The 26,372-nt window shown below is 64.8% G+C and carries 23 protein-coding genes (1 of these 23 cut by a window edge); 20 read left to right on the top strand and 3 right to left on the bottom strand.

Going from position 1 to position 26,372, the window contains the following annotated elements:
• Positions 1-18: 18 nt before the first annotated feature.
• From dnaE to rutA, 6 genes are all read left to right on the top strand, one after another.
• A complete protein-coding gene (dnaE, locus tag AC3D24_RS06800; RefSeq protein ID WP_489029283.1) occupies positions 19-3,543 on the top strand; it encodes a DNA polymerase III subunit alpha in 3,525 nt (1,174 codons plus the stop codon).
• Between the two features lie 19 nt (positions 3,544-3,562).
• Positions 3,563-5,152 carry a long-chain fatty acid--CoA ligase gene (locus AC3D24_RS06795; protein WP_489029281.1) on the top strand — a complete coding sequence of 530 codons (1,590 nt, stop codon included), beginning with the start codon at positions 3,563-3,565 and terminating at the stop codon, positions 5,150-5,152.
• Positions 5,153-5,487: 335 nt separating this feature from the next.
• Entirely contained in the window at positions 5,488-6,216 is a 729-nt protein-coding gene (gene rutB, locus AC3D24_RS06790) for a pyrimidine utilization protein B (protein WP_489029279.1), read from the top strand.
• Between the two features lie 109 nt (positions 6,217-6,325).
• Positions 6,326-6,709 carry a Rid family hydrolase gene (locus tag AC3D24_RS06785; protein WP_489029277.1) on the top strand — a complete coding sequence of 128 codons (384 nt, stop codon included), beginning with the start codon at positions 6,326-6,328 and terminating at the stop codon, positions 6,707-6,709.
• Positions 6,709-7,497: a pyrimidine utilization protein D gene (rutD, locus tag AC3D24_RS06780; RefSeq protein ID WP_489029275.1), complete on the top strand. Its 789-nt coding sequence runs from the start codon at positions 6,709-6,711 to the stop codon at positions 7,495-7,497. The genes AC3D24_RS06785 and rutD overlap by 1 nt, the downstream gene beginning before the upstream one ends.
• Before the next feature lie 9 nt (positions 7,498-7,506).
• Positions 7,507-8,580 (top strand): pyrimidine utilization protein A, encoded by a 1,074-nt coding sequence (gene rutA, locus AC3D24_RS06775; RefSeq protein WP_489029273.1) that lies wholly within the window; start codon positions 7,507-7,509, stop codon positions 8,578-8,580.
• A gap of 373 nt (positions 8,581-8,953) precedes the next feature.
• Here the strand turns inward: rutA and AC3D24_RS06770 are convergent, their stop codons facing one another.
• Both AC3D24_RS06770 and AC3D24_RS06765 read right to left on the bottom strand, forming a co-directional pair.
• Positions 8,954-10,732 carry a cation:proton antiporter domain-containing protein gene (locus AC3D24_RS06770; RefSeq protein ID WP_056055938.1) on the bottom strand — a complete coding sequence of 593 codons (1,779 nt, stop codon included), beginning with the start codon at positions 10,730-10,732 and terminating at the stop codon, positions 8,954-8,956.
• A gap of 284 nt (positions 10,733-11,016) precedes the next feature.
• The gene (locus AC3D24_RS06765; RefSeq protein WP_056055940.1) at positions 11,017-12,237 is read right to left on the bottom strand and encodes an NADP-dependent isocitrate dehydrogenase; all 1,221 of its coding nucleotides are present in this window, start codon (positions 12,235-12,237) and stop codon (positions 11,017-11,019) included.
• Between the two features lie 142 nt (positions 12,238-12,379).
• Between AC3D24_RS06765 and AC3D24_RS06760 the strand changes: the two genes are divergently transcribed.
• Both AC3D24_RS06760 and AC3D24_RS06755 read left to right on the top strand, forming a co-directional pair.
• The gene (locus tag AC3D24_RS06760) at positions 12,380-13,108 is read left to right on the top strand and encodes a phosphatidylserine decarboxylase (protein ID WP_489029271.1); all 729 of its coding nucleotides are present in this window, start codon (positions 12,380-12,382) and stop codon (positions 13,106-13,108) included.
• Positions 13,109-13,137: 29 nt separating this feature from the next.
• Positions 13,138-13,956, top strand: coding sequence for a CDP-alcohol phosphatidyltransferase family protein (locus AC3D24_RS06755; RefSeq protein WP_489033085.1), 819 nt, complete (start codon positions 13,138-13,140; stop codon positions 13,954-13,956).
• On the opposite strand, the gene AC3D24_RS06750 is transcribed toward AC3D24_RS06755, so the two are convergent.
• A complete protein-coding gene (locus AC3D24_RS06750) occupies positions 13,895-14,128 on the bottom strand; it encodes a hypothetical protein (RefSeq protein WP_489033084.1) in 234 nt (77 codons plus the stop codon). The two genes, AC3D24_RS06755 and AC3D24_RS06750, sit on opposite strands and share 62 nt — an antisense overlap.
• Positions 14,129-14,453: 325 nt before the next feature.
• Here AC3D24_RS06750 and rpsB point away from each other — a divergent pair, with 325 nt between their 5' ends.
• The 12 genes from rpsB to rpmE form a co-directional block, all read left to right on the top strand.
• Complete coding sequence (gene rpsB / locus AC3D24_RS06745; RefSeq protein WP_489029269.1) at positions 14,454-15,320, top strand: 30S ribosomal protein S2; 867 nt, start codon at positions 14,454-14,456, stop codon at positions 15,318-15,320.
• Between the two features lie 89 nt (positions 15,321-15,409).
• Positions 15,410-16,342, top strand: coding sequence for a translation elongation factor Ts (gene tsf / locus AC3D24_RS06740; protein WP_489029267.1), 933 nt, complete (start codon positions 15,410-15,412; stop codon positions 16,340-16,342).
• 707 nt (positions 16,343-17,049) lie between these two features.
• Positions 17,050-17,778: a UMP kinase gene (gene pyrH, locus AC3D24_RS06735; RefSeq protein WP_056066004.1), complete on the top strand. Its 729-nt coding sequence runs from the start codon at positions 17,050-17,052 to the stop codon at positions 17,776-17,778.
• A gap of 1 nt (position 17,779) precedes the next feature.
• Positions 17,780-18,337: a ribosome recycling factor gene (gene frr, locus AC3D24_RS06730; RefSeq protein WP_056055952.1), complete on the top strand. Its 558-nt coding sequence runs from the start codon at positions 17,780-17,782 to the stop codon at positions 18,335-18,337.
• 68 nt (positions 18,338-18,405) lie between these two features.
• On the top strand, positions 18,406-19,098 hold the full coding sequence (locus AC3D24_RS06725) for an isoprenyl transferase (protein WP_489029264.1): 693 nt from the start codon (positions 18,406-18,408) through the stop codon (positions 19,096-19,098).
• A 65-nt stretch (positions 19,099-19,163) separates the two neighbouring features.
• Complete coding sequence (locus AC3D24_RS06720) at positions 19,164-19,919, top strand: phosphatidate cytidylyltransferase (RefSeq protein ID WP_489033083.1); 756 nt, start codon at positions 19,164-19,166, stop codon at positions 19,917-19,919.
• Positions 19,916-21,073 (top strand): 1-deoxy-D-xylulose-5-phosphate reductoisomerase, encoded by a 1,158-nt coding sequence (locus AC3D24_RS06715; protein ID WP_489029262.1) that lies wholly within the window; start codon positions 19,916-19,918, stop codon positions 21,071-21,073. The genes AC3D24_RS06720 and AC3D24_RS06715 overlap by 4 nt, the downstream gene beginning before the upstream one ends.
• The gene (gene rseP / locus AC3D24_RS06710) at positions 21,070-22,203 is read left to right on the top strand and encodes an RIP metalloprotease RseP (protein WP_489029261.1); all 1,134 of its coding nucleotides are present in this window, start codon (positions 21,070-21,072) and stop codon (positions 22,201-22,203) included. Before AC3D24_RS06715 ends, rseP begins: the two co-directional genes overlap by 4 nt.
• Positions 22,204-22,256: 53 nt before the next feature.
• Positions 22,257-25,031: an outer membrane protein assembly factor BamA gene (gene bamA / locus AC3D24_RS06705; RefSeq protein ID WP_489033081.1), complete on the top strand. Its 2,775-nt coding sequence runs from the start codon at positions 22,257-22,259 to the stop codon at positions 25,029-25,031.
• The gene (locus tag AC3D24_RS06700; protein ID WP_489029259.1) at positions 25,031-25,681 is read left to right on the top strand and encodes an OmpH family outer membrane protein; all 651 of its coding nucleotides are present in this window, start codon (positions 25,031-25,033) and stop codon (positions 25,679-25,681) included. Before bamA ends, AC3D24_RS06700 begins: the two co-directional genes overlap by 1 nt.
• A gap of 45 nt (positions 25,682-25,726) precedes the next feature.
• Entirely contained in the window at positions 25,727-26,176 is a 450-nt protein-coding gene (gene fabZ, locus AC3D24_RS06695) for a 3-hydroxyacyl-ACP dehydratase FabZ (protein ID WP_489033079.1), read from the top strand.
• Positions 26,177-26,282: 106 nt separating this feature from the next.
• Positions 26,283-26,372, top strand: the 5' end (the start) of a protein-coding gene (gene rpmE, locus AC3D24_RS06690; RefSeq protein ID WP_055880673.1) for a 50S ribosomal protein L31. Its footprint extends 141 nt past the window's final position; only the first 90 of its 231 coding nucleotides appear in the window; its start codon is at positions 26,283-26,285; its stop codon lies beyond the right edge, outside the window.

The following is a 26,372-nucleotide window of genomic DNA, read 5'->3' as shown; positions in this document are numbered from 1 at the left end:
GTTTTCTCCTGCTACACCATGCTCGACGGCGCCATCGATCCCAAGGCGATCGCCAAGCAGGCGCGTGCGCTGGGCTTCCCCGCCGCCGCGCTGACCGATCGCAACGGGCTCTACGCCGCGATGGCCTATTCGGACGCCGCGAAGAAGGACGGCGTGCAACCGATCATTGGCGTCATGCTCGGCGTAGGTCGCCCAGACATGCCCGACGGGATCGCCACGCAGTTCGACTGGCTCGCGCTCTACGCGCAGAACATGACGGGCTATGACAATCTCTGCGCACTCGTCTCGATGGCGCATCTCGACCGCCCGATCGAGATGCCCGCGCATGTCGACTTCGTCGCGCTCGAACGTCACACTGAAGGCCTGATTGCGCTGACTGCAGGCGGGGAGGGCGGCCTCGCCCGCCTGTTCGCGGAAGGCCAGCCCGCACGCGCGCGCGCCTATCTCGATCGCCTCCAAGGCCTGTTCGGCGACCGCCTCTACATCGAACTCTCGCGCCGGAATGATGCGGTCGAGACGGCGGCCGAAACCGACCTCATCGACATCGCCTATGAGCGCAACCTGCCGCTGGTCGCGACCAACCCGTGCTGCTTCACCGAGAGCGCATTCGGCGACGCGCACGACGCCATGCTATGCATCGCGCACTCGACCTATGTCGAGACCGAGGACCGCATCCGCAGCTGCCCCGAAGCCTGGATGAAGCCCGCGCCGGTGATGCACGAGATGTTCGCCGACATTCCCGAGGCGATCGCCAACACGCTCGTCGTCGCACAGCGCTGCGCAGTGATGGCGCCGTACCGCAAGCCGATCCTCCCCAGCCTCGCCGGCGATATCGAGGGAGAGGCCAAGCTGCTCCGCGACGACGCCGAAGCGGGCCTGGAAGCACGCCTCGCCCGCATCACCGCGCTGCACGGCGAAGGCGAAGATGGCTGGCGCGACGTCTACCGCAAGCGCCTCGCGTTCGAGGTCGACGTGATCGTCCAGATGGGCTTCCCCGGCTATTTTCTGATCGTCGCGGACTTCATCAAATGGGCGAAGGACCACGACATTCCGGTCGGCCCGGGCCGTGGTTCGGGCGCAGGCTCGGTCGTCGCCTGGTCGCTGACGATCACCGATCTCGACCCGATCAAACTGGGCCTGCTGTTCGAGCGCTTCCTCAACCCGGAACGCGTGTCGATGCCCGATTTCGACATCGATTTCTGCGAAACCCGGCGTGTGGAGGTGATCCGCTACGTCCAGGAGAAATACGGCCGCGATCAGGTCGCGCAGATCATCACCTTCGGAAAACTGAAGGCGCGTGCGGTGCTCAAGGACACCGGCCGCGTGCTCCAGATGAGCTACGGCCAGATCGATCGCCTCGCCAAGCTGGTGCCGAACCACCCGACCGATCCCTGGACGCTGGAGCGCGCGCTGAACGGCGTCGGCGAACTGGCCAAGGAATACGCCAACGACAACAGCGTGCGTAAGCTGCTCGATCTGGCGATGAAGCTGGAGGGCCTGCCGCGCCACTCCTCGACGCACGCCGCCGGCGTGGTGATCGGCGACCGGCCCTTGGCCCAGCTCGTCCCGCTCTACCGCGATCCACGCTCCGACATGCCTGTTACGCAGTTCGACATGAAATATGTCGAGGGCGCCGGCCTCGTGAAGTTCGATTTTCTCGGGCTGAAGACGCTGTCGGTGTTGCAAAAGGCGTTGCAGATGCTCGCCAAGCGGGGCGTGGTCGTCGATCTCGATGCGCTTGAATGGGACGACACCGGCGTGTACGCCCTGCTCCAGCGCGGCGACACGGTCGGCGTGTTCCAGCTCGAGTCGGAGGGCATGCGTCGCACGCTGTCGGCCGTCCGCCCATCGAATTTCGGTGACATCATCGCGCTCGTGTCGCTCTATCGACCGGGCCCGATGGACAACATTCCGTCGTTCGGCCGTCGCAAGAACGGCACCGAGGCGATCGACTATCCGCACGCGCTGCTCGAACCGATCCTGTCGGAGACCTACGGGATCTTCGTCTACCAGGAACAGGTCATGCAGGCCGCGCAGGTTCTTGCCGGCTTCTCGCTCGGCGGCGCCGATCTGCTGCGCCGCGCGATGGGCAAGAAGGTGAAGGCCGAGATGGACGCGCAGCGCGCGGGCTTCGTCGAGGGTTGCCTGAGCGTCAACGGCATCAAGAAGGCCGAGGCGAACGCGCTGTTCGACTTGATCGACAAGTTCGCCGGCTACGGCTTCAATAAGAGCCACGCCGCCGCCTATGCGCTGCTCGCGTACCAGACTGCGTGGCTGAAGGCGCACCACCCGCACGAATTCTTCGCCGCCTCGATGTGCTACGACCTCCACCAGACCGACAAGCTCGCGATCTTCACCGACGACATGCGCCGGCTGGGAATCACCTCGCTGCCGCCGTGCATCAACGCGAGCCAGGCCGAGTTCGATGTCGAGGTTTTGCCTGACGTCGACCTAGCGCCCGAACCAGAAACTTGTTCACCCGCGAAGGCGGGTGCCCAGTCTGGGCCCTCGCCTTCGCAGGGGAACAATCTAGCGGTGCGATATGCGCTGGGAGCCCTGAAAAGCGTCGGCGAAGGCGCGATGGAAAAACTGATCGTCGAGCGCGTCCAGAACGGTCCGTTCGCCGGCCTCGACGATCTCGCCAAGCGCGTCGACCCGCGCCTGCTCAACAAGCGCCAGCTCGAAACGCTCGCCGCCGCCGGTGCCTTCGACAGCCTCGACCAGAACCGCGCCGGCATCCACGCCACCGCCGAGACGATCCTCGCGATCGCCGCGCGCACGCACGAACAGAAGACCAGCGGGCAGGGCGGCCTGTTCGGTGACGCCGAACCCGCCGGCGACGCGATCAAGCTCCCCCCCTCGGTTCGCTGGACGCTCAGCCAGCGCATGGATCAGGAGAAGGAGGCGTTCGGCTTCTATTTCTCCGCGCACCCGGTCGATCGTCACCGCCATATCGCGGTCAGCCATGGCGCCCGCGCCTACACCGCGCTGTCGGAGCTCAATATCCCCGACGACGGCAGCCGCGCCGGCGCGACGATGGCGGTGCTGGTCGAGGACGCCCGCTATCGCACCTCCGCACGCGGCAAGCGCTTCATGATGGCGCAATGCTCCGACGCCAGTGGCCAGTTCATGGCGACCTGCTTCGACGACCAGGTCTCGAAGGATCTGGAGGAGGCGGCAAAGGCCGGGGGCTGCGGCCTCATCACCGTCGAGCTCGATCGCAAGCCCGGAGAGGACACGCCGCGCGTCAGCATCAAGCGCATCCAGCCGTTCGAAGGCCTCGCCAACCTCGCACGCTTCCAGGTGGTCGTGACGATCTCTGACATGACCGCCTTCGCCGCCCTCGCGTCGCTGTTGGCCGAGCATCGCGGTGCGCGCGGCGAGGTTCGCGTGCGTGCGCAAATGCCCGATGGCGAAGTCTGCATCCTGCTCGGTCGCGACTTCCTCCTCGACGGAGAGCTTGTCGAGCACATCGAGTCGTTGCACGGTGTCGCCAAGGTGGAGATGAAGACCTCGGAAACGAGGCTCGCTCTGGTCGGATAACGAGCTTGGGAGAGCGAGAATGCTTGGTGGAATGCAGGATTTCGAGCTTCGTGTTCCCCGCCTGATCGACCACGCGGCGCGCGAACACGGGGCTAGGGAGCTAGTCAGCTACTGGGCCGACGGCCGCGAGACCCGCACCAACTGGGCCGGTATCGCGCGCGACGCCCGCAAACTGGCCCAGGCGCTCGAAAAACTCGGCGTAGCGCCCGGCGACCGGGTCGCGACGCTGGCGATGAACCACGCGCACCACCTCGTTGCCTGGTACGGCACGATCGGCATGGGCGGCGTGATCCACACGATCAACCCGCGCCTGTTCGACGAACAGCTCGTCTACATCGCCAACCACGCCGAAGACCGCGTGATGCTCTACGACAAGGCGTTCTCGGCCGTAGTCGATCGCCTCCGCGGCCAATGGCCCAGCATCCGCCATTATGTCTGCTTCGACGATCTCGGCCCCGACGGTTTTCAGGCGATGCTCGACGCGGAGGATGGCGATTACGCGTGGGTCGAAGGCCCCGAGCGCGAGCCTTGCATGCTCTGCTACACCAGCGGCACCACCGGCAATCCGAAGGGCGTTCTCTACACGCACCGCTCGACGATGATCCACGCAATGGCCGAGGTCGCGCCGTGGGTATTCGATCTCTCCCCCAACGCCGTGGTGTTGCCGGTCGTGCCGATGTTCCACGCCGCCGCCTGGGGCCTGCCGTTCGCGTGCGCGCTGTCGGGCGCGAAAGTCGTCTATTCCGCGGTCAACGATCCCGCTGTGCTGTGCCGCCTGATGAACGACGAGAAGGTCACGCACTCCGCCGGCGTGCCGACCGTATGGCTGGCGATGTTCGGCCACATGGAAGCCTCCGGCGATGCCCCGCGCCATCTGAAGCAGGTGACGATTGGCGGCTCGGCAGCCCCCCGCGCGATGATCGAGCGGATCATGGAGATGGGCGCCACGGTGAAACACCTCTGGGGCATGACCGAGACCTCCCCGATCGGCACCGCCGGCTTCGCGCCCCCACATTGGGACGACATGACGCACGACGAAAAGCTCGACCTGGTCGGCAAACAGGGGAGCGTCCCCTTCGGCATAGAACTTCGCATCATCGACGACGAAGGCACAGTGTTGGCACGCGACGGCAAGGTCGCGGGCCGGTTGCAGGTGAGGGGTCCCTGGGTGGTCCAACGCTATTTCGGCGCAGACGAAGACGCGGTTGACGGTGAAGGCTGGTTCGACACCGGCGACGTCGCGATGCTGCATGCGGACGGCACGATGCAGATCACCGATCGCTCGAAGGACGTCATCAAGTCCGGTGGCGAATGGATCAGCTCAGTCGACCTAGAAAATGCCGCGGTCGGTTGCTCCGGCGTCGCGGAGGCGGCGGCGATCGGCATCTATCATCCCAAATGGGACGAGCGCCCCTTGCTGCTGGTCGTCCGCAAGCCCGGCAGCGATGTCGGCGAACAAGCGATCCTCGACCATCTGTCGAATCACGTCGCCAAATGGTGGCTCCCCGACGCGATCGTCTTCGTCGACGACCTGCCGCATACCGCAACGGGCAAGCTCCTGAAGACGGCGCTGCGCGAACGCTTCAAGGATTTCGCGCTGGCGGCTTAGCCGCGAGCGGAACTAGTGGCGACCAGTCCCCCAATCCGTCATCCCAGCGAAAGCTGGGATCTCCCGGTTCGAGCCGCACCCTTCGCAACAGGAAGATCCCAGCTTTCGCTGGGATGACGCGAGGGGCGGCGGACGACCGGACCGAACGTCCGTCCGTCCGAGACGCCACTCCGCCAGTTCACACTTCCTTGTTCTCCCGCGGAGGCGGGAGCCCAGTCTGGGTCCTCGCCTTCGCGGGGATACAATTCTGCTGGCCCGATGGAGGTTCGCACGCGCCTCTCTGCGCCGATCATTTCGCACTTGCACAATCCCCACGATCCAGCGAGCTTGTGCGCATGACAGCCGCCCCTCCGATCATCCGAACCGGCGCGAACGAGGCGAACGCCGTCACGCTGCCCGCCCGCCCGGAAGCGCTCCGCCTCGACCCAACCGAAACCGCAGTCGTGGTGATCGACATGCAGAACGCCTACGCCTCTCCCGGCGGCTACGTCGACACCGCCGGCTTCGACATCTCGGGCTCTGCCGGCACCATCGCCCAGATCGCCAAGGTCCTCGACACCGCCCGCGCCGCGGCCATGCCCGTCGTGTTCCTCCAGAACGGCTGGGACCCCGACTATGTCGAGGCCGGCGGCCCCGGCTCCCCCAACTGGCACAAGTCCAACGCGCTCAAGACCATGCGCGCGCGCCCCGAACTCCACGGCCAGTTCCTCGCGCGCGGCGGCTGGGACTACGAGATCGTCGATGCGCTCGCCCCCCAACCCGGCGACATCCGCGTGCAGAAGACCCGCTACAGCGCGTTCTTCAATTCGCAGCTCGACAGCATCCTGCGCGCGCGCGGCATCCGCAACATCGTTTTCGTCGGCATCGCCACCAACGTCTGTGTCGAGAGCACGCTGCGCGACGGCTTCCACCTCGAATATTTCGGCGTGATGCTGGAGGACGCGACCCACCATCTCGGCCCACCCGAGATGCAGGCCGCCACCGTCTACAATGTCGAGAAGTTCTTCGGCTGGGTCAGCACCGTTGGCGATTTCTGCGGAAGCTTCGGGCAGTTGCCGAAGTGACCCGTCCTTGTTCCCTCGCGAACGCGGGGGCCCAGGAATCACGAACGATACTGCCCGCAACCCTGGACCCCCGCCTCCGCGGGGGAACGGATTGGTAAAAGGAAACCAGATGCCGTTCGAAGCCATCAACCCACCCCAGTTCCCGACTCCGATCGCGGCCTATTCCGCAGGTGCGAAGGCCGGCAACACGGTCTACGTCTCGGGCGTGCTGGCGCTGGGCGAGGGCGGCACGGTCCTCCACCCCGGCGACGCAGCCGCGCAGACACGCGCGGTGCTGGACACCATCAAGACCACCCTCGAAGCCGCCGGCGCAACGCTGGCGGACGTCGCCTTCAACCACATCTTCCTGAAGGATCTCGCCGACTACGCTGCCTTCAACACCGTGTACGCCGAGTATTTCCCCGGCCCCAAGCCCGCGCGCTACTGCATCAAGACCGAGCTCGTGAAGCCCGAGTGCCTCGTCGAGATCGCCAGCATCGCCCACCTCGCCTGATGGCAATCGCAGGGGGCATCCACTGGGAGGAACACGGCCAGCCCGACGGTCCGCCGATCCTGTTGTCGAGCGGCCTCGGCGGCTCAGGCGGCTATTGGCAACCGAACCTCGCCGCGCTCGGCACGCGCCACCGGGTCATCACCTATGATCACCGCGGCACCGGGCGCTCCGATAGTCACGTCCCCGGCGACCTGACCGTCGAATCGATGGCCGCCGACGTGATCACGCTGATGGACGCGATCGGGCTCGAGACCTGCACCTTCATCGGCCACGCGCTCGGCGGCCATATCGGTCTCGCGCTCGCGCTGTCCGCGCCCGAACGGCTCGAACGCCTCGTCGTCATCAACGGCTGGGCCAAGCTCGACCCGCACACCGCGCGCTGCTTCGACACGCGGCTCGCCCTCCTGAGCGACAGCGGTCCCCGCGCGTATCTCCACGCGCAACCGCTGTTCCTCTTTCCGCCGCAGTGGATATCCGACCACCACGACCGTCTCCAAGACGAGGAGGAAGCGATGCTAGCGCATTTCCCCGGCGCGGAAATGATCCAGCGGCGCGTGGCTGCGGTCCGCCGGTTCAACATCGCCGGCCGGCTCGACGAGATCCACGTGCCGACGCTGCTGGTTGCGTCCGACGACGACATGCTCGTCCCCCCGTCGGCCTCCGAAAAGCTTGCCGCCGGCATCCCCGGCGCGCAGCTTGCACGGATGGCAGCGGGGGCGCACGCCTGCAACGTCACCCGCGCGGAGCATTTCAACATGTGGCTGCTCGACTGGCTCGACGGCGAATAGGAGCGGAATATGCAGGTCGGCGTCTTCGTGCCCATCAACAACAATGGCTGGCTGATCAGCGAAAACGCGCCGCAGTACAAACCGAGCTTCGATCTCAACAAGGCGATCGCGCAGTCCGCCGAAAAGCACGGCCTCGATTTCCTGCTCTCGATGATCAAGCTGCGCGGGTTCGGCGGCAAGACCGAGTTCTGGGAATACGGCCTGGAGAGCTTCACGCTGATGGCCGGTCTCGCCGCCGTCACCGAGCGGATCAAGATCTTCGCGACCTGCGCCACGCTGCTGGTCCCGCCGGCCTATGCGGCGCGGATGTCCAACACGATCGATTCGATCAGCCACGGGCGGTTCGGCCTGAACCTCATCACCGGCTGGCAGCCGCCCGAATATACCCAGATGGGCATGTGGCCCGGCGACGAGCATTTCCGCAATCGCTACAAGATGTTGGACGAATACGCCCACATACTCCGCGAACTTTGGGAGGACGGCGCGTCCGACTTCAAGGGCGACTATTACGAGATGACCGACTGCCGGGTCTGGCCCAAGCCGACCGGCGACATGAAGATCATCTGTGCCGGCTCGTCCGACGACGGCCTCGCCTTCTCCGCCAAATGGGCCGACTACGCCTTCTGCCTCGGCAAGGGCGTCAACACGCCGACGGCCTTTGCCTTCAACAACGAAAGGCTCGCCGCGGCAACAGCCAAGACCGGCCGCGACGTGCAGATCTTCGTCCTCATCATGATCATTGCCGCCGAAACCGACGACGAAGCGATGGCCAAGTGGAAACACTATAACGCCGGCGTCGACGTCGACGCGATCTCCTGGCTGATCGACCAGGGCGCCAAGGACACCCACAACACCGACACCAACGTCCGCCAGCTTGCCGCTCCCGAGGGCGCGGTGAACATCAACATGGGCACGCTGGTAGGCTCGTATGAGAGCGTCGCCCGCATGCTCGACGAGATGGCCGCCGTCCCAAACACCGGCGGCGTCCTGCTGACCTTCGACGACTTCCTGGAAGGCGTCGAGGCATTTGGACAAAGAATACAACCACTTATGAAGAGTCGAGAAGGCGTGATCCCAGCCTGAAGAGACCGCACGTTGGCCTAACCCACCCTAACCTTCTCTTGCATCTCGCTCTCCCACCGGGAGAGGGAAGGGGCCCGCGGCGTCTTAGCCGTGGGAAGAGTGAGGGCGAGAGAAGAGGTGGCGAGGCGCGCGCGCGTGACCAAGCGATCACCGCGAAATAGAGCACCACCCCGGCGAAGGCCGGGGCCCAATTAGAATACGTAAATAACGGAGAACGGTCCTCCGTTACGACCACCTTTCCACTTGGGCCCCGGCCTCCGCCGGGGAGGTGCTTCTCCAGAAACGCTCCAAAACCTGTTTCCCCGCGAAGGCGAGGACTCAGACCGGACTCCCGCCTTCGCGGGAGAACAAGTGCCTCTTGGAGTGGTAAGGGTCAAACCGCGCGAGGAGTCCGCTTCGCCTTCCTGATCCGCGGCTCCGCGATCATGTCCGCCGCCTTCTTGATCTCCTGCCGCAACTCATCCCGCTTCTCATGGATCGACGCAATCACCGGCCCCATCGCCACCCCGAGATCGACCAGCACAGCCTCCGCCAGCTGCAGCGAACTCTCCAGCGTCTCCGGCACGGCATCCGTTACCCCCGCCCGGTACAACTCCGCCGCATGCGCCGTATCCCGAGCACGCGCCACGATCGGCAAATCCGGCGCCAGCGCCCGAACCCGCCGCGCCAGCCGGACCGTCAGCACCGGATCGTCCATCGTCAGGATCAGCGCCTTGGCGGTATGCAGCTTCAGCCGATCCACCAGTTCCGGGCGCGCGACGTCCCCGAACAGCACTGGATGCCCTTGCGCCCGCGCGGCCTCGACGGAATCGATATCCGCCTCCACGGCAACGTACTTTTGCCCGTGGACCGCCAGCATGTCCGCCACCATCCGACCCACGCGACCAAAGCCGATCACGACGGTTCCCGGCCCATCGTCGTCGATCTCGATATCCCCGGCATCGGCACCCGACCGGCTTTCGAGTTGACGCGAGACGGTGCGGCCGAGCTTTGCCAGCAGCGGCGTGATCGTCAGCCCGATCGCAGTGACGGTCTGCCAGAAAGCGGCGGTCGATGGCATGATCAACTGCGCCTGCGCGGCCGTCGCAAGCACGATCAGCGTGGTCTCGGAAGGGCTACCCATCAGCAAGCCCGTCTCCGCCGCAACGCCGCGCCGCGAATTGGCGACGCGCAGGAACAGGAACGTCACGATCGCCTTGGTCGCGACCACGCCCGTCACCGCCAGCAGCAACGACGGCCAGTTCTGCGCGATCAGCCGTAGGTCGAGACTCATGCCGACGGTGATCAGGAACACGCCGAGCGCGAGCCCCTTGAACGGTGCGGTGATGACCTCGACCTCGCTGTGATATTCGGTCTCGGCGATCAGCAGCCCGGCCAGCAGCGCGCCGACGATCGGCGACAGCCCGGCGGCCGTTGTCGCGACGCTCGCGACGATAACCACCAGCAGCGACGCGGCAAGGAACAGCTCAGGGCTCTTGGTCCGCGCGGCCTGCCCGAACAGCCGGGGCAGGACGACCCGCCCGCCGATATACATCGCGACGACGGTCAGCCCGCCGCGCAATGCCACGCCGGCGATGTTCGACCAGCCGTCCGCACTCGCTGTCGGCGCCAGCGCACCGAGCACGAAGATGATCGGGACGAGCGCCAGATCCTCGAACAACAGCATCGCGAACGCACCACGCCCGACCGCGCCGGTAGTTCCGACCAACGGCAGGACCAAAGCGGTAGACGACAACGCGAGCGCAAACCCCAGCCCGATCGCGCCCGCCCATTCCTGGCCTATGAAGTGCAACGCCACGCCAATGATGAGCGCCGAGCCGATCAGTTCGGCGGCGCCGGTGCCGAACACGAGCTGCTTCATCGACCACAGTCGCTTGAACGAGAGTTCGAGGCCGATCGAGAACAGCAGCAGGATGATGCCGAACTCGGCGAACGGCTCGATCGATTCCGGGTTTGAGATGGTCAGGTAATACAGCCATGGCGCGGAGCCGGTAAGCGAACCCAATCCAGCGGGGCCGACCAGCAGGCCGACCAGGATGAAACCGATGACCGGGCTGACCCGGAACCGCGCGAACGCGGGGATGACGAGCCCGGCCGCACCGAGAATGACGAGCGCGTCGCTGAAACCTTGATTGTCGAGCCGTAATGCCATGCATGCGACCTTAGGGGACGCATGACGGATTTGTCAGGAAGAAATACTGCGTGCTCGAGAGGGGGGCGCCGGTAGCTATTATCGCTTCGGACGATGCGCCTCCCCGGCGAAGGCCGGGGCCCAGTTGGTGAGGTCGCGGTAACGAAGCGCAGCGGTGATCAGCGACGTTGCCCAACTGGACCCCGGCCCTCGCCGGGGAGGTGCGCAGGATCGTCAAGCACAAACCCGAAGGCGCATGCTCGATTAGGTAGCCTCGCTCCCGTTTCCGGGAGCGGGGCGTCAGTTCAAGCCCAGTTGGCCATTTCCGTTTCGAGGTTCGACCGGACCTGCTCGAAGAACTGCTCGGTCGTCATCCAGGGCTGATCGGGGCCGATCAGGATCGCGAGATCCTTGGTCATGTGGCCGTTTTCGACCGTCTGGACGCAGACGCGCTCGAGCGTCTCGGCGAACTTGGTGACGTCGGGTGTGTCGTCGAACTTGCCGCGATACTTGAGGCCGCCGGTCCATGCGAAGATCGACGCGATCGGGTTGGTCGAGGTTGCCTTGCCCTGCTCGTGCATGCGGAAGTGACGCGTGACGGTGCCGTGCGCCGCCTCGGCCTCGACGGTCTTGCCGTCCGGGGTCAGCAGGATCGAGGTCATCAGGCCGAGCGACCCGAAGCCCTGTGCGACCTGGTCCGACTGGACGTCGCCGTCGTAGTTCTTGCAGGCCCAGACGAACTCGCCGTTCCACTTTAGCGCCGATGCGACCATGTCGTCGATCAGGCGATGCTCGTAGACGATCCCGGCTTCCTTGAACTTGTCCTTGAACTCGGCCTCGAACACCTCGGCGAACAGATCCTTGAAGCGCCCGTCATAGGCCTTGAGGATCGTGTTCTTGGTCGACAGATACACCGGCCACTTCAGGTTAAGGCCGTAATGCATCGACGCGCGCGCGAAATCGCGGATCGAATCGTCGAGGTTGTACATCGCCATCGCGACGCCCGCCGACGGGAACTGGAACACTTCGCGGTCGATGACCGTGCCGTCGTCGCCTTCGAACACGAGGCGCAGCTTGCCTGGGCCGGGGACCAGATAGTCGGTCGCGCGGTACTGATCGCCGAATGCGTGACGGCCGACGACGATCGGGTGCGTCCAGCCCGGGATCAGGCGGGGGACGTTCTTGATCACGATCGGCTCGCGGAAGATGGTGCCGCCGAGGATGTTGCGGATCGTGCCGTTCGGCGACTTCCACATCTTCTTCAGGCCGAACTCGGTGACGCGCTGCTCGTCGGGGGTGATCGTCGCGCACTTCACCGCGACGCCGTGCTTCTGCGTGGCGAGTGCGCTGTCGATCGTGACCTGGTCGTCGGTCGCGTCGCGATGCTCGACGCCGAGATCGTAATAATCGAGCTGGATGTCGAGATACGGCTTGATCAGGCGCTCGCGGATCCATTCCCAGATGATCCGGGTCATCTCGTCGCCGTCGATCTCCACGATCGGATTCTTTACCTTGATCTTCGCCATGTGCGCGTCCTTCGGGGGAGGGGTTTGAGGAGCGTCTAGGGGAGCGCGCCGCAGCGATCAACCGTTCGCCAACCGTTGGCGCTGTAAGGAAAAGCCGGTTCATCGTTGTATCGCGCGTCGTGCACGGATAGACCCGTAGGTTATGGCATCGCTCGACAAGCCGCCCGTCACGACCTCCACGGTCAAATGGCGATTTCCCGCAGTCCATCCGGAGGGCCACAAATACGTCGCGATCGCGACCGGCATCACGCTGCTGCTGACGATCGTCAGTCACGTGCTGTTCTGGCCGATGGTCGGCGTCGTGATCTGGGTCGCGACGTTCTTCCGCGATCCGATCCGCACGACTCCCCAGGGAGAAGGGTTGATCGTTGCGCCCGCAGACGGGCTGATCACGATGATCCAGCGCGTGCCGATCCCGCGCGAGCTCGCCGGCGAGAACGGTCTCGGCGATGCGCCGCTGGTGCGCGTCTCGATCTTCATGTCGGTGTTCGACGTGCATATTAATCGTACGCCTGTCGCGGGGACGGTTCGACAGGTGGTCTACATTTCGGGCAAGTTTCTCAACGCCGACCTCGACAAGGCGAGCGACGAGAACGAGCGCCAGCATTTCGTCGTTGAAGATCGCAACGGCATGCGCATCGGCTTCACGCAGATCGCCGGCCTGGTCGCGCGCCGTATCCTCGGCTTCGTAAAGGCCGGTGACATGGTCGCGGTCGGCCAGCGCATCGGCCTGATCCGGTTCGGCAGCCGAGTCGACGTGTACCTGCCCGATCATGTCGTGCCGCAGGTCTGCCTCGGCCAGCGCAGCATCGCGGGCGAGACCGTGCTTGGTCGCGTCGGTGGCGTCCCGGTTGGCGGCATCGCCCAGTGATTGATCGCGACGAGATCGACGGCGACTCGATTGAAGAGCGAGGCCGGGGGCGGTTTGGTCGCACGCGGCGTGCTCCGCGCGGACTTCCGCTGCGCGCCGTCGCCCCCAACGCGGTTACGGCCCTTGCGCTGTGCTCGGGCCTCAGCGGCGTGCGGTTCGCGATCGGTGGGGAGTGGGAAAGCGCCGTCGCGATGATCATGGTCGCGGGCGTGCTCGACGGCCTCGATGGTCGGATCGCCCGGATGCTGCACGGCGAAAGCCGGTTCGGAGCCGAGCTCGATTCGCTGTCCGACGCGATCTCGTTCGGCGTTGCGCCTGCGCTGATCGTCTATCTGTGGTCGCTGACGGCTTTGCCGCGCGTCGGCTGGATCTGTTCGTTGATCCTCGCCGTGTTCTGCGCGCTGCGTCTTGCGCGCTTCAACGCCAAGATCGACGAGAGCCATCAACCGCACAAGTCGGCGGGTTTTCTTACCGGCGTTCCCGCTCCTGCCGGAGCGGGCCTCGCACTGATGCCGATGTTCTTCTGGTTCTGGACCGATGAACCCAGGTTCGCGTCGCCATATTTCGTGGCGCCTTGGGTCGCGTTCGTCGCGCTGCTGATGGTGTCGAGTATCGCCACCTATTCCTGGAGTTCGGTCAAACTCCGCAGCAACATCCGGTTCGAGGCCATTGCGCTCGTCGTATTGCTCGGCGCTGCCATCGTGAGCGCGCCATGGCATACGCTTAGCATCATCTGCGTGCTGTACCTGCTCTCGATGCCGTTCAGCATCGCGAGCTACGCCAAGATCAGGCGGCAGCGTTCCAGCGGCGGGCGGGCACCGGAGCCGACGTCGAAGCCCAGCGCCTGACCGCGATCCGGCGCTCCGCAACGGCCAGCGTGCGGAGCGGCTGGAACGCGGGTTCGACGTTGCCCATCGCGAGGCGCACGATACGATCCCACTGCGGTGCGATCGACGAGACGAGCATCATGCCCGCGACCGCGAATGCACCAGCAAAAACCATGAAGCTTAGAACCAACATCACGTCCGCCTTCCTATGAGTTGCGAACAAATTCCTAATATCCGCAAACACTTGGTCAGAAACATCGTTCCATTCGTCGCATTTCGAATCCCGTCATGCCGGGGTGATTCCGCGCCGAGTCGAACATCTGTTCCCCTCTGAGCCCTTTATGTTCTCATTGCGTTCCATGAGTCAAGCGGGCCTTGTGCGATTGCTTTTCGAATGGAGCCACGCTAAGGGCCGCGCCTCTAACCCCGCATGGGAGGCATCATAGCCCGGTGCGTCACGGTCATTCGGCCACGACGTCATCCGCTTCCCAGAGGCACAACCGGAAGGATATATCCCTATGGCGGCTCCAGTCGTCTCCATGCAGCAGCTCATCGAAACGGGCGCGCATTTCGGCCACCAGACTCATCGGTGGAACCCCAAGATGAAGCCTTACATCTTCGGTGATCGTAACGGCGTCCACATCCTCGACCTTTCGCAGACCGTGCCGCTGTTCGCGCGCGCGCTCGAATTCGTCTCGTCGGCGGTTGCCGGTGGTGGCAAGGTCCTGTTCGTCGGCACCAAGCGCCAGGCGCAGGATCCCGTCGCGGACGCAGCGCGTCGTTCGGGCCAGCACTTCGTCAACCATCGCTGGTTGGGCGGCATGCTCACCAACTGGAAGACCATCTCGGGTTCGATCAAGCGTCTGAAGACGCTCGAGGAAATGCTGTCGGGCGACACCGTCGGCCTGACCAAGAAGGAAGTCCTTCAGCTCACCCGCGAGAAGGACAAGCTCGAGCTTTCGCTCGGCGGCATTCGCGACATGGGCGGCATTCCCGACGTGATGTTCGTGATCGACGCGAACAAGGAAGAGCTGGCGATCAAGGAAGCGAACACGCTGGGTATTCCCGTCGTCGCGATCCTCGATTCGAACGTGTCGCCGGACGGCATTGCCTTCCCGGTTCCCGCGAACGACGACGCAGCCCGCGCCATCCGCCTGTACTGCGAGGCGATCGCGATCGCAGCGACGCGCGGCGGCCAGGAGCAGCAGCGCCGCACCGGTGCCGACATCGGCGCGATGATCGAGCCGCCGAAGGAAGAGGCGCTGAGCGCAGATCCCGTCGTCGAGGCTCCGATCGAAGCCAGCGCACCGACGAGCGAGACGGCTGCGAACGCCGATATCGCTGCCGAGCTGGCAGCCGAGGGTGAGCGCCAGATCGACGCATAAGCGTCGTCGCCGAACCGTCATGCGGGCGGGGTAGGGCGAAAGCTCTGCCTCGCCCGCAACTACATTCAGACCTAAAAAGGATTAGAGACATGGCCGATATCACGGCAGCAATGGTCAAGGATCTGCGCGAGAAGAGCGGCGCGGGCATGATGGATTGCAAGAAGGCGCTCAGCGAGAACGCCGGCGACATGGAGCAGGCGATGGATTGGCTGCGCACCAAGGGGCTCGCAGCCGCCGCCAAGAAGTCCAGCCGTACCGCGGCCGAGGGCCTGGTCGGCGTCGCCGTCTCGGGCACCAAGGGTGCTGCGGTCGAAGTGAACTCGGAGACCGATTTCGTTGCCAAGAACGACCAGTTCCAGTCGTTCGTCCGTGACGTCACGCAGATCGCGCTCGCAACCGGCGGCGACATCGAAGCTCTGAAGTCGCAGGCGATGCCATCGGGCAAGACCGTCGAGGAAGTCCTGACGAACAACGTCGCGACGATCGGCGAGAACCAGTCGCTGCGCCGCTCGCGCACGCTGGAAGTCAGCAAGGGTGCGGTTGTTCCGTACATCCACAACCAGGCGGCACCTGGTCTCGGCAAGATCGGCGTGCTCGTCGCGCTCGAGTCGGAGGCTTCGGACGAGGTTCTCCAGGCGCTCGGCAAGCAGCTTGCGATGCACATCGCAGCGGCGTTCCCGAAGGCGCTGAACGAGGCCGACCTCGACGAGTCCGAGATCGAGCGCGAGCGCGCGATCGCGACCGAGAAGGCCGCCGAGTCGGGCAAGCCTGCCGACATCATCGCCAGGATGGTCGAGGGCGGCATCGCCAAGTACCGCAAGGAGCATGCTCTGGTCAGCCAGCTGTTCGTGATGGACGGCAAGACCAAGATCTCCGACGTCGTCGCCAAGGCCGGTAAGGATGCAGGCGCCGAGATCAAGCTGGTGGACTATGTCCGCTTCCAGCTCGGCGAGGGCATCGAGAAGGAGCAGTCCGACTTCGCAGCCGAGGTTGCTGCTGCTTCGGGCGTGCCCCAGGCGTAAGTCTACTCTCCCTCGCCCCTCCGGGGAGAGGGTATTGGAGATCGGGCGCTCGCCAATTATCCTCCGTCATGCCGGACTCGTTCCGGCATCCACGGTCCCGCATTCTCGCCGAGAGTTGAGTGTGCGGAGCGGTGGACCCCGGAACAGGTCCGGGGTGACGGAGTAGGGTTGGCGGGCGTTTTGTTGTCCGGGTCCTTGGATTGGGAGTGGCGAGGTCTCGAACCTCACGCCCCTCATCCGGCCCTGCCGGGCCACCTTCTCCCCGAAGGGAGAAGGATAGGCATCCTCTGTTATGCCGGGCTCGTTCGGGCATCCAGGGGGCTGGACGTCATCTATCCGTAAACCGTTCGAGGCGGTGGCATCAGGTCATATCGGCCAGACTATCCCTCACCTCAGCGCCTCCCCGGCGAAGGCCGGGGTCCAGGTGGAAGACGAAGGTGACGACGGGGCGTGTTCAATTACATCGACCTTGCCAACTGGGCCCCGGCCTCCGCCGGGGAGGCGTCGTTGCAGGCGTCGCTGATTCCAGATTGGCCAGCCATGACACTTCCTCCGCACCCCGGGAGAATGACAAGCAGTTGGACCCAGCCCAGCCCATTTTCCGTCTCATCTCCACCCAGTTTCGATGCACGCGCCGCACGGCGCTTCACATCCTAGGCCTCGCCGCCTAAGGTCCGCGCCGCCCCGCCAATCACAATTCGAGATTTATGACGCCTCCGCGCTACAACCGTATCCTGCTGAAACTGTCGGGCGAAGTCCTGATGGGGCCATCGGGTCTTTCGATCGATCCGACCGTCACCGCGCGCGTCGCGCAGGAGATCGCGGACATCAAGGCGAAGGGCTACGAAATCTGCATCGTCGTCGGTGGTGGCAACATCTTCCGCGGCATGGCGGGCGCGGCACGCGGCATGGACCGCGCGACCGGCGATTATATGGGCATGCTCGCGACCGTGATGAATGCGCTGGCCGTGCAGAACGCGCTCGAGCAGATCGGCGTCGACACGCGCGTCCAGTCGGCGATCCCGATGGCGTCGGTGTGCGAGCCGTTCATCCGCCGCCGGGCCGAGCGTCACCTGGAGAAGGGCCGCGTCGTGATCTTCGCGGCGGGCGTCGGCAGCCCCTATTTCACCACCGATTCGGGCGCCGCGCTGCGTGCTGCCGAGATGAAGTGCGATGCGCTGTTCAAGGGCACTTCGGTCGACGGCGTCTATAACGCCGACCCGAAGACGCACCCGGACGCAGTGCGCTACGAAACGGTCACGTACAGCCGCGTGCTGTCCGACGACCTCAAGGTCATGGACGCGAGCGCGATCGCGCTCTGCCGTGACAACAACATCCCGATCGTCGTCTTCAACATCCGCGAACCCGGCAATCTCGCCGCGGTGCTGGCGGGTGATGGCGTGTCGACGATCGTCCAGAACGAGCAGGAGCTTTAAGATGGCCGCATACGACAAGACCGACCTGGAACGCCGCATGGCGGGTGCCGTCGAAGCGCTGAAGAGCGATCTCGCCGGCCTGCGCACGGGTCGCGCGTCGACCGCGTTGCTCGATCCGGTGATGGTGACGGTGTACGGCTCGTCGATGCCGCTGAACCAGGTTGCGACTGTCTCGGCGCCCGAGCCGCGGATGCTGTCGGTGCAGGTCTGGGACAAGTCGAACGTCGGCCCGACCGACAAGGCGATCCGCTCGGCCGGCCTGGGGCTCAACCCGATCGTCGACGGCCAGACGCTGCGCCTGCCGATCCCGGATCTGACCGAGGAGCGCCGCAAGGAGCTTGCCAAGCTCGCCGGGCAGTATGCCGAGAAGGCGCGCATCGCGGTCCGTAACGTCCGCCGCGACGGGATGGATTCGCTCAAGGTCGACGAGAAGAAGGGCGTGTTCGGCGAGGACGAGCGCAAGCGTCACGAGACCGAAGTGCAGAAGCTGACCGACAGCATCATCGCCGAACTCGATGCGACTGCGACCGCCAAGGAAAAGGAAATCCTGGGCAAGTGAGATTGCAGGCCTCCTCGGCCGCGCCGCTCGCTGCTGTTCCTGTGGGCGCCGTTCCTGCAGGCGGGGCGGTGCCGCGTCATGTCGCGATCATCATGGACGGCAATGGCCGCTGGGCGAAGAAGCGGTTCCTGCCGCGCTTCGCCGGGCACAAGGCCGGCGTCGAGGCGGTGCGCAAGGTGACGCGCGCCGCGCGCGCGATGGGGATCGAGGCGCTGACGCTGTACGCGTTCTCGTCGGAGAACTGGCGGCGCCCGGCTGAGGAGGTCAGCGACCTGATGGGGTTGCTGCGGCATTTCATCCGCAGCGACCTCGACGAACTCGCACGCGAGAACGTCCGGTTGCGCGTGATTGGCGATTACCACAGCTTTTCGCCCGATCTGGTGGCGATGGTCGATGACGCCATCGCGCGGACCGCGGGGAATAGCGGTCCGATCTTGGCGATCGCGTTGAATTACGGCGCGCATGCCGAGCTGGTGACGGCCGCGCGGCGACTGGCGGAGCGGGCGCGTGATGGCGGGCTGGACCCGGCGGATATCGACGTGGCGACGATCGAGGCGGAGCTCGATACGCACGACCTGCCGCCACTGGACCTGATGATCCGTACGTCGGGCGAGCAGCGTCTTTCGAACTTCCTGTTGTGGCAGGCGGCGTATGCGGAGCTCCTGTTCGTCGACACGCTGTGGCCCGACTTCGACGCGGCGGCGCTCGCCGATGCGGTCGCGGCGTTCGGTCAGCGTCAGCGCCGTTACGGTGGTCTGTGAGCCTTACCGACCCTGAAAAGGCGCCAGATCAGGCGTTGCGCACGCCGTCCAATCTCCAGCTCCGGATGATCGCCAGCATCGGCATGATCGCGGTGGCGAGCCTTGCGCTGACGCTCGGCGGGATCGCGTTCTGGGTGCTCGGCGTGGTGGCCGCGCTGTTCATGATGGCGGAATGGTCGATGCTGCAAGGCGCCGATGCCAAGACCAAGCGGATGACGCAGTTCGCCCTGTCGGTGCCGCTCGCTTTGATGGCGCCAGCGTCGCTGATCCTGGTGATCCACGATTTCTTCACGCTGGGGCTGCTCGCGGGCGCGGCGTTCTTCGTTGTCATCACGACGCGCAAACCGCAGCTGGCACTCGGCGTGCTCTATTGCGGGCTACCGGTGCTGGCGCTGATGATCATCCGGCGGCAGGACGAGGGTATCATCTACACGCTGTGGGCGCTGTCGTTGGTATGGGCATGCGATATCGGTGCGTTCTTCACCGGGCGGACGCTGGGCGGGCCCAAGCTCGCGCCGGTGATTAGCCCGAACAAGACATGGTCTGGGCTGATCGGCGGCGTGGTGCTCGCGAGTGCGGTCGCGGCGGTGCTGCACACGCACTATGGCCTGCCGATGCGGATGACGCTGGCGACGCCGGTGCTCGCGGTGCTCGCGCAGATGGGCGATCTCTACGAGAGTTGGCTGAAGCGAGTGGCTGGGGTGAAAGACAGTGGCAACATCCTGCCTGGGCATGGTGGCGTGATGGACCGGCTCGACGGCCTCGTCCCTGTCGCGCCGGTCGCGGCCTTCCTCGTTATCCTGCCGCATTTCTACGCATGAAGAGCGTCACGATTCTGGGGGCGACCGGCTCGGTCGGCACCTCGACGCTCGACCTGATTGAGCGCGAACCCGACCGTTTCCGAGTCGTTGCGCTGACCGCGAATTGCGATGTGGTGAAGCTCGCCGCGGCGGCGATCCGGACGAACGCCGAGTTTGCCGTCGTTGCCGACGAAAAATGCCTGCCGGAGTTGCGTGAGGCGCTGGCCGGCACGGGGATCCGTGCGGGCGGGGGTGCCGAAGCGATCGCCGAGGCTGCATCGTCAGGCGCGGACTGGACGATGGGCGCGATCGTCGGGTGTGCGGGATTGAAGCCGGTGATGGCGGCGATCGAGCAGGGCGGCACCGTCGTGATCGCGAACAAGGAACCGCTGGTCTCCGCTGGCGACGTCATCCTCGCCGCGGCCAAGCGGACCGGCGCTACGCTGTTGCCGGCCGATTCCGAGCACAACGCGATCTTCCAGTGTTTCGATGCGACTCGCCCCGAACGCGTGCGACGGATTATCCTCACGTGCAGTGGCGGGCCGTTCCGCGACTGGACGACCGAGCAGATGCGCGGCGTGACGCTGGAGCAGGCGGTCAAGCATCCCAACTGGTCGATGGGCGCGAAGATCTCGGTCGATTCGGCGACCTGCATGAACAAGGGCCTCGAACTGATCGAGGCCGCGCGGCTGTTCCCGATTGCGCACGACCGGATCGAGATCGTCATCCATCCGCAATCGGTGGTCCACAGCCTGGTCGATTATGTCGATGGGTCGGTTCTCGCGCAGCTCGGGCCGCCCGACATGCGGACGCCGATCGCACATACGCTCGCCTGGCCGGACCGGATGGCGACGCCGATGGCCCCACTCGATCTGGTCGCAATCGGTCGACTCGACTTCGAGGCGCCCGATCCGGTCCGCTTCCCCGCGCTCAGATTGGCGCGCGAGGCACTCGATGCGGGCGGGGCGCGGCCGGCAATTCTCAATGCCGCCAACGAGGTTGCGGTCGAGGCTTTCCTAAAGCGCCGTATTTGTTTCCTCGAAATTGCCGCAATCGTCGAACATACGTTGTCGTGTTATGACCCGGCCGCGCCGGATTGCGTCGATGCCGTGCTGGCGATCGATACGGAAGCGCGGATGCTGGCGGGCGAGCGTGTGAAGGATTGCGCGGTTTGATCGAAACACCCGGTATCCTGCTGACCATCCTGTCGTTCGCTGCGGTGATCGGGCCGCTCGTGTTCGTGCACGAGATGGGACATTATCTCGCCGGACGCTATTTCGGGATCAAGGCGGATGCGTTCTCGATCGGTTTCGGCCGCGAGATCGCGGGCTTTACCGACAATAGGGGTACGCGCTGGAAGTTCGGATGGCTGCCGCTCGGCGGTTATGTGAAGTTTGCGGGCGACATGAACCCGGCCAGCCAGCCCTCCGCGGACTGGCTGTCGCTGCCTGCGGAAGAGCGCCAACGCACGTTTCAGGCGAAGCCCGTGTGGCAACGCGCGATCGTCGTCGCGGCCGGACCGGTGGTGAATTTCGTCGTCGCGATCCTCATTCTGGCCGGCTTCGCGTTCGCGTATGGCGACATCCGCATGCCGCCGGTCGTCGGCGCGACGATGCCCGGCAGCGCGGCGGCCAAGGCTGGCCTGCAGCCGGGCGACCGTATCATTGCGCTTGGCGGACGCACGGTCGACACGTTCGACGACATGGCGCGCTATGCCCGGATCCGTGCCGGCGAGAGCGCGCGGATCGATATCGTCCGCGGCGGCCAGTCGCTCTCCCGCGATCTCGTGATCGGCACCGACCTGCAGCGCGATCGCTTCGGCAACGAATACCGGATCGGCCGCCTCGGCATTGCCGGCGGCAAGCCCGTGATCATTCCCGTCAGCCTGGTCGAGGCGCCCGTCGTCGCGGTGAAGCGTACCGGTGAGATCGTGTCGATGATGGTCGAGACGCTGGGGCAGGTCATTACCGGACGCCGTTCCGTGAAGGAACTCGGCGGGCCGCTCAGCATCGCCAAGGTGTCGGGCGAGCAGATGTCGCTCGGGCTCGATGCCTATGTGTTCCTGATTGCCCTGGTTTCGATCAATCTGGGGTTCATCAATCTGCTGCCAGTGCCGATGCTGGATGGCGGTCACCTGTTCTTCTATGCGATCGAAGCGGTGCGCAGGCGCCCGGTCGAGCCGCAGGTACAGGAATGGGCGTTTCGCGGTGGCCTTGTGGCGATTCTCGCGCTGATGTTGCTGGTGACCTTCAACGATCTCGGTAATTTCGGGCTCTGGAAGAACTTGGCCGGCTTGATCGGCTGACGACGATAGGGCAGGGCGGGCGCGCCTTGTATGTGCACGTTTTTAGGGTGGGTTTGGTGACAGCGATCAACGGTTACGATTTCGCGCGGAAGGGCGCCCTGCTTCTCGCAGGCACGATCCTCTCGGGCGCGCCCGCGTTCGCGCAGACGGCGCCTACGGCACCGGTCACGCCAGCGACGGCTACGCCGACGTCCGTGCGCAACCCGGTCACGGGTGCGGTCAATGCTGTAACGCCCGTAACGGCGCCGGTATCCGTCCGTACGATCAAGACTTTGCGAGTCGAGGGATCGCAGCGCATCGAGCCCGAGACGGTGCTCAGCTATACCAAGCTGCGGCTCGGTATCCCGTACACCGCGGAAACGCTCGATCAGGCGCTGAAGGATCTCCAGGCCAGCGACCTGTTCGCCGATTATTCGATCAGCGGCGTCGAGACCGGCAACATCGTGCTGCGCGTGCGCGAGAACCCGATCATCAACCGCGTGATCATCGAGGGCAACAAGGCGCTCAAGACCGACAAGATCACCAAAGAGATCAAGCTCGCGCCGCGTCAGATCTTCACGCGCACCGCGGTCCGCCAGGATATTGCGCGGATCATCGAGCTGTATCGTCGCCAGGGGCGCTTTGCCGCGGTGATCGATCCGAAGATGGTCAACCTCGACCAGAACCGCGTCGACGTCGTGTTCGAGGTCAGCGAAGGGCCGAAGTCGAAGGTCCGCCAGATCAACATCCTTGGCAACGAGGTGTTCTCCGACGACCAGATCCGCGGCCAGATGGCGACCAAGCAGTCGCGCCTGTTCCGCCTGCTCTCGTCGGCGACCAGCTACGACCAGGATCGCCTGTCCTACGATCAGCAGAAGCTCCGTCAGTTCTACCTGACGCAGGGCTATGCCGATTTCCGGGTGACGTCCGCGGTCGCCGAGCTGACGCCGGACAAGAAGGACTTCATCATCACGTACGTGGTGGAAGAAGGTAAGCGCTACAAGTTCGGCGACGTCACCGTCGACAGCCAGATCCGAGACTTCGACAATACCAAGCTGGCCGCCACGCTGCCGCTGAAAAAGGGCGACTGGTACAACGCCAAGCTCGTCGAGGATTCGGTCGACAATCTCAGCCAGACCGCCGGTCTGTTCGGCTACGCGTTCACCGAGGTGAACCCGGAGTTCCAGAAGGACGCCGAAACGCTGACGATGGGGATTAATTTCAACATCGCCGAAGCCAAGCGTACCTATGTCGAGCGGATCGAGATCAACGGCAACACGCAGACGCAGGACAAGGTCGTCCGCCGCGAGATCCGTCTGGCCGAAGGTGATGCGTTCAACAGCTTCCAGGTGAAGCGCTCGCAGGATCGCATCAACTCGCTCGGCTATTTCGCCGACAAGATGGAGATCAAGCAGCTGCCGGGTTCGGCGCCCGACCGCGTGATCCTCGAGACCAACCTCGAAGAGAAATCGACCGGCGAGTTGCAGCTGTCGGCTGGTTACTCGAGCCTCGAACGCTTCATCATCCAGGCGAACATCACGCAGCGCAACTTCCGCGGCAAAGGCCAGGAGCTGCGCGCCGGCGTCAACTATTCGAGCTATTCGAAGTCGATCGAGCTGGGCTTCACCGAGCCGTATCTGTTCGACAAGAACATCGCGCTCGGCGGCGATATCTTCCGCCGCGACTACAACTCGTTCAATTACATCGGCAACGATCGCCAGACCAATTATTCGCAGGTCTCGACCGGGTTCCAGCTTCGTACGGGTGTACCGTTGACCGAGTTCTGGTCGCTGTCGGGTCGTTACGGACTGTCGTACGACGAGGTCAGCCTCGACGCGCAGTTCCTGAACGCCGACGGAACGTGCAACCGGCTCGTTGCAGGCCGCTATCTGTGCGACGCGATCGGCAATCGCTGGACGTCGTCGGTCGGCTATTCGCTGAGCCGCGACAACCTGAACAGCCGCCTGCGTCCGACCGCGGGCTCGCGCTTCTCGTTCAGCCAGGATTTTGCGGGGCTTGGAGGCGACGTGAAGTACATCCGTACCCGTCTCGAAGGGTCGAAGTACCACAACCTCGGTAGCGGTTTCATCGGCTCGATCGTGGCAGAAGGCGGGTACGTCCATCCGCTCGAATCGAGCCGGAGCGAGGGCGTCGATGCGGTTCGCATCACCGATCGCTTCTATCTCGGTGAACCGCAGTTCCGTGGCTTCGACATTCGCGGCGTCGGCCCGCGCGTGTTGCGTGCGTCCTATGATAACGGCACGCCGGCCCAGGTTCTCGCGACGGATCGCAACACGATCCAGGACGACGCGCTTGGCGGTCGCGCCTATTATCTGGCGCGCGCCGAAATCGAGATCCCGTTGGGCTCGGGTGCACGCGAACTGGGGTTGCGTCCGTCGGTCTATGCACAGGTCGGCAGCCTGTTCGGCATCAAGAAGCCTTTGCCATCGGCGGTCTTCCCGACCCTGATCGATCCGACCACCGGCAAGGAATATGTCGGGTCGACGTTCACCCCGGCAGTGAATACTGCGGGCGCCGCGCTGTATACCTACCAGACCACGGATACGACGGGTGCGACGGTCACGGCCAACACCGTCTGCGCTACCGGTTCGCCGGATGCTGCGGGCACGTGCGTCGGCACGGCCGCCAACCCGCGTGCGTTGACCGAGCAGGTGCCGTTCGTCGAGAGCTTCCTCGGCAACTCGGCCAAGCCGCGTCTGTCGGTCGGCATCGGCGTCAACTGGAACTCGCCGTTCGGCCCGCTCCGTATCGATCTCGCCAAAGCCCTGCTCAAGCAGAAGGGCGACGACCCCAAACTCATTACTTTCAACGTAGGGACACAGTTCTGATGACGACGTTCAAGACGCTTCTCCTCGCCGCGGCGCTCGTCGCGCCGGCTGCAATGACCGCGACCGCTGCCGATGCGCAGGTTTCGGGCATCGCCGTCGCCGACGCGCAGGGTGCGATCGCCAACTCGAAGGCCTGGAATACCGCCCGCGCCCAGATCGAGACGACCTACAAGGCACAGCTCGACCAGGCCGAGACGCGCCGCCAGGCCGTTGCACGCGAATTGCAGCCGCTGGTCACCGCCTTCCAGACCGCACAGCGTGCACCGGGTGCAACCGAAGCGACCCTGCGTCCGCAGGCTCAGGCGATTCAGACGCGTGAGAATGCCGCCAACCAGGAACTCGCCCGCCTGACGCAGCCCGCCCAGCGCGCGCAGCAATATGCGATCGAGCAGATCCAGGCGAAGCTCAGCGACGCCGTGACCGCCGCGGTTCGCGCCAAGAACGTGAGCCTGTTGCTGCGTCCCGAGGCTGCGCTGTTCGCACAGCCGACTGCCGACATCACTGCGGCGATCACCACCGAGCTCGATCGCCTGGTGCCGTCGGTCAGCACGGCAGTGCCGGCAAACTGGCAGCCGAACCAGCAGGGTGGCCAGCAGCAGCAGGGCGCCGCTCCTGCCGCCGCAACGCGTCCCGCACCGCAGGGCCGCTAAGCCAAACGCATGACCGATACCGTGAACGACAGTCCCAAGGCCGGAATGGGTCCGCTCGACATCGGCCGGGTGATGGCGGCGCTACCGCATCGTTACCCGATGCTGCTGGTCGATCGTGTCGAGGATCTGATCCTCGACACGTCGATCACCGCGATCAAGGCGGTGTCGATGAACGAGCAGTTCTTCCAGGGGCATTTCCCTGGGCGTCCGATCATGCCGGGCGTGCTGATCGTCGAGGCGATGGCGCAGGCTGCGGGAATTCTCGCGGTCGAGTCGCTGGGGCTCGCTGGCTCGGGCAAGCTCGTCTATTTCATGGCGATCGACGGGGCGAAGTTCCGCAAGCCCGTCGAGCCGGGCGTGTTGCTCAAGCTCGAAGTGACGTTCGTCCAGAAGCGGAGCTCGGTGTGCAAGTTCGCCGGCCGTGCGCTGGTCGATGGGCAGCTGGTGGCTGAGGCGAACTTCACGGCGATGATCGCCGACTCGCCAAAGGCCTGACGCCGGGGCCGGACGGGTCCGATCTTGTACATTCAGGCGCGTCCGTGTACGGGCGCGCCTTCCTTTTCCAGGCTGGTCGGAACCAGCCACATACCGGAGAATACCCATGAAGGCCGATACGCACCCCGATTATCACATGATCACCGTCCAGATGACCGATGGCAGCAAGTACCAGACGCGCACCACCTGGGGTAAG

The organism is Sphingomonas sp. SL1004 (genome assembly GCF_057815015.1).
This window is presented reverse-complemented; position numbering and strand designations above follow the sequence as displayed.

Excerpts from the sequence above, each read along its gene's own strand:
- AC3D24_RS06750 (WP_489033084.1), bottom strand. The coding sequence starts at position 14,128 with ATGTTGGTTCTAAGCTTCATGGTTTTTGCTGGTGCATTCGCGGTCGCG.
- AC3D24_RS06720 (WP_489033083.1), top strand. The coding sequence starts at position 19,164 with ATGATCGCCAGCATCGGCATGATCGCGGTGGCGAGCCTTGCGCTGACG.
- AC3D24_RS06715 (WP_489029262.1), top strand. The coding sequence starts at position 19,916 with ATGAAGAGCGTCACGATTCTGGGGGCGACCGGCTCGGTCGGCACCTCG.
- rutD (WP_489029275.1), top strand. The coding sequence starts at position 6,709 with ATGGCAATCGCAGGGGGCATCCACTGGGAGGAACACGGCCAGCCCGAC.
- frr (WP_056055952.1), top strand. The coding sequence starts at position 17,780 with ATGGCCGCATACGACAAGACCGACCTGGAACGCCGCATGGCGGGTGCC.
- rutA (WP_489029273.1), top strand. The coding sequence starts at position 7,507 with ATGCAGGTCGGCGTCTTCGTGCCCATCAACAACAATGGCTGGCTGATC.
- AC3D24_RS06700 (WP_489029259.1), top strand. The coding sequence starts at position 25,031 with ATGACGACGTTCAAGACGCTTCTCCTCGCCGCGGCGCTCGTCGCGCCG.
- rpsB (WP_489029269.1), top strand. The coding sequence starts at position 14,454 with ATGGCGGCTCCAGTCGTCTCCATGCAGCAGCTCATCGAAACGGGCGCG.
- fabZ (WP_489033079.1), top strand. The coding sequence starts at position 25,727 with ATGGGTCCGCTCGACATCGGCCGGGTGATGGCGGCGCTACCGCATCGT.
- AC3D24_RS06760 (WP_489029271.1), top strand. The coding sequence starts at position 12,380 with ATGGCATCGCTCGACAAGCCGCCCGTCACGACCTCCACGGTCAAATGG.
- pyrH (WP_056066004.1), top strand. The coding sequence starts at position 17,050 with ATGACGCCTCCGCGCTACAACCGTATCCTGCTGAAACTGTCGGGCGAA.
- AC3D24_RS06795 (WP_489029281.1), top strand. The coding sequence starts at position 3,563 with ATGCTTGGTGGAATGCAGGATTTCGAGCTTCGTGTTCCCCGCCTGATC.
- dnaE (WP_489029283.1), top strand. The coding sequence starts at position 19 with ATGCTCGACGGCGCCATCGATCCCAAGGCGATCGCCAAGCAGGCGCGT.
- AC3D24_RS06770 (WP_056055938.1), bottom strand. The coding sequence starts at position 10,732 with ATGGCATTACGGCTCGACAATCAAGGTTTCAGCGACGCGCTCGTCATT.
- AC3D24_RS06765 (WP_056055940.1), bottom strand. The coding sequence starts at position 12,237 with ATGGCGAAGATCAAGGTAAAGAATCCGATCGTGGAGATCGACGGCGAC.
- rutB (WP_489029279.1), top strand. The coding sequence starts at position 5,488 with ATGACAGCCGCCCCTCCGATCATCCGAACCGGCGCGAACGAGGCGAAC.
- AC3D24_RS06785 (WP_489029277.1), top strand. The coding sequence starts at position 6,326 with ATGCCGTTCGAAGCCATCAACCCACCCCAGTTCCCGACTCCGATCGCG.
- tsf (WP_489029267.1), top strand. The coding sequence starts at position 15,410 with ATGGCCGATATCACGGCAGCAATGGTCAAGGATCTGCGCGAGAAGAGC.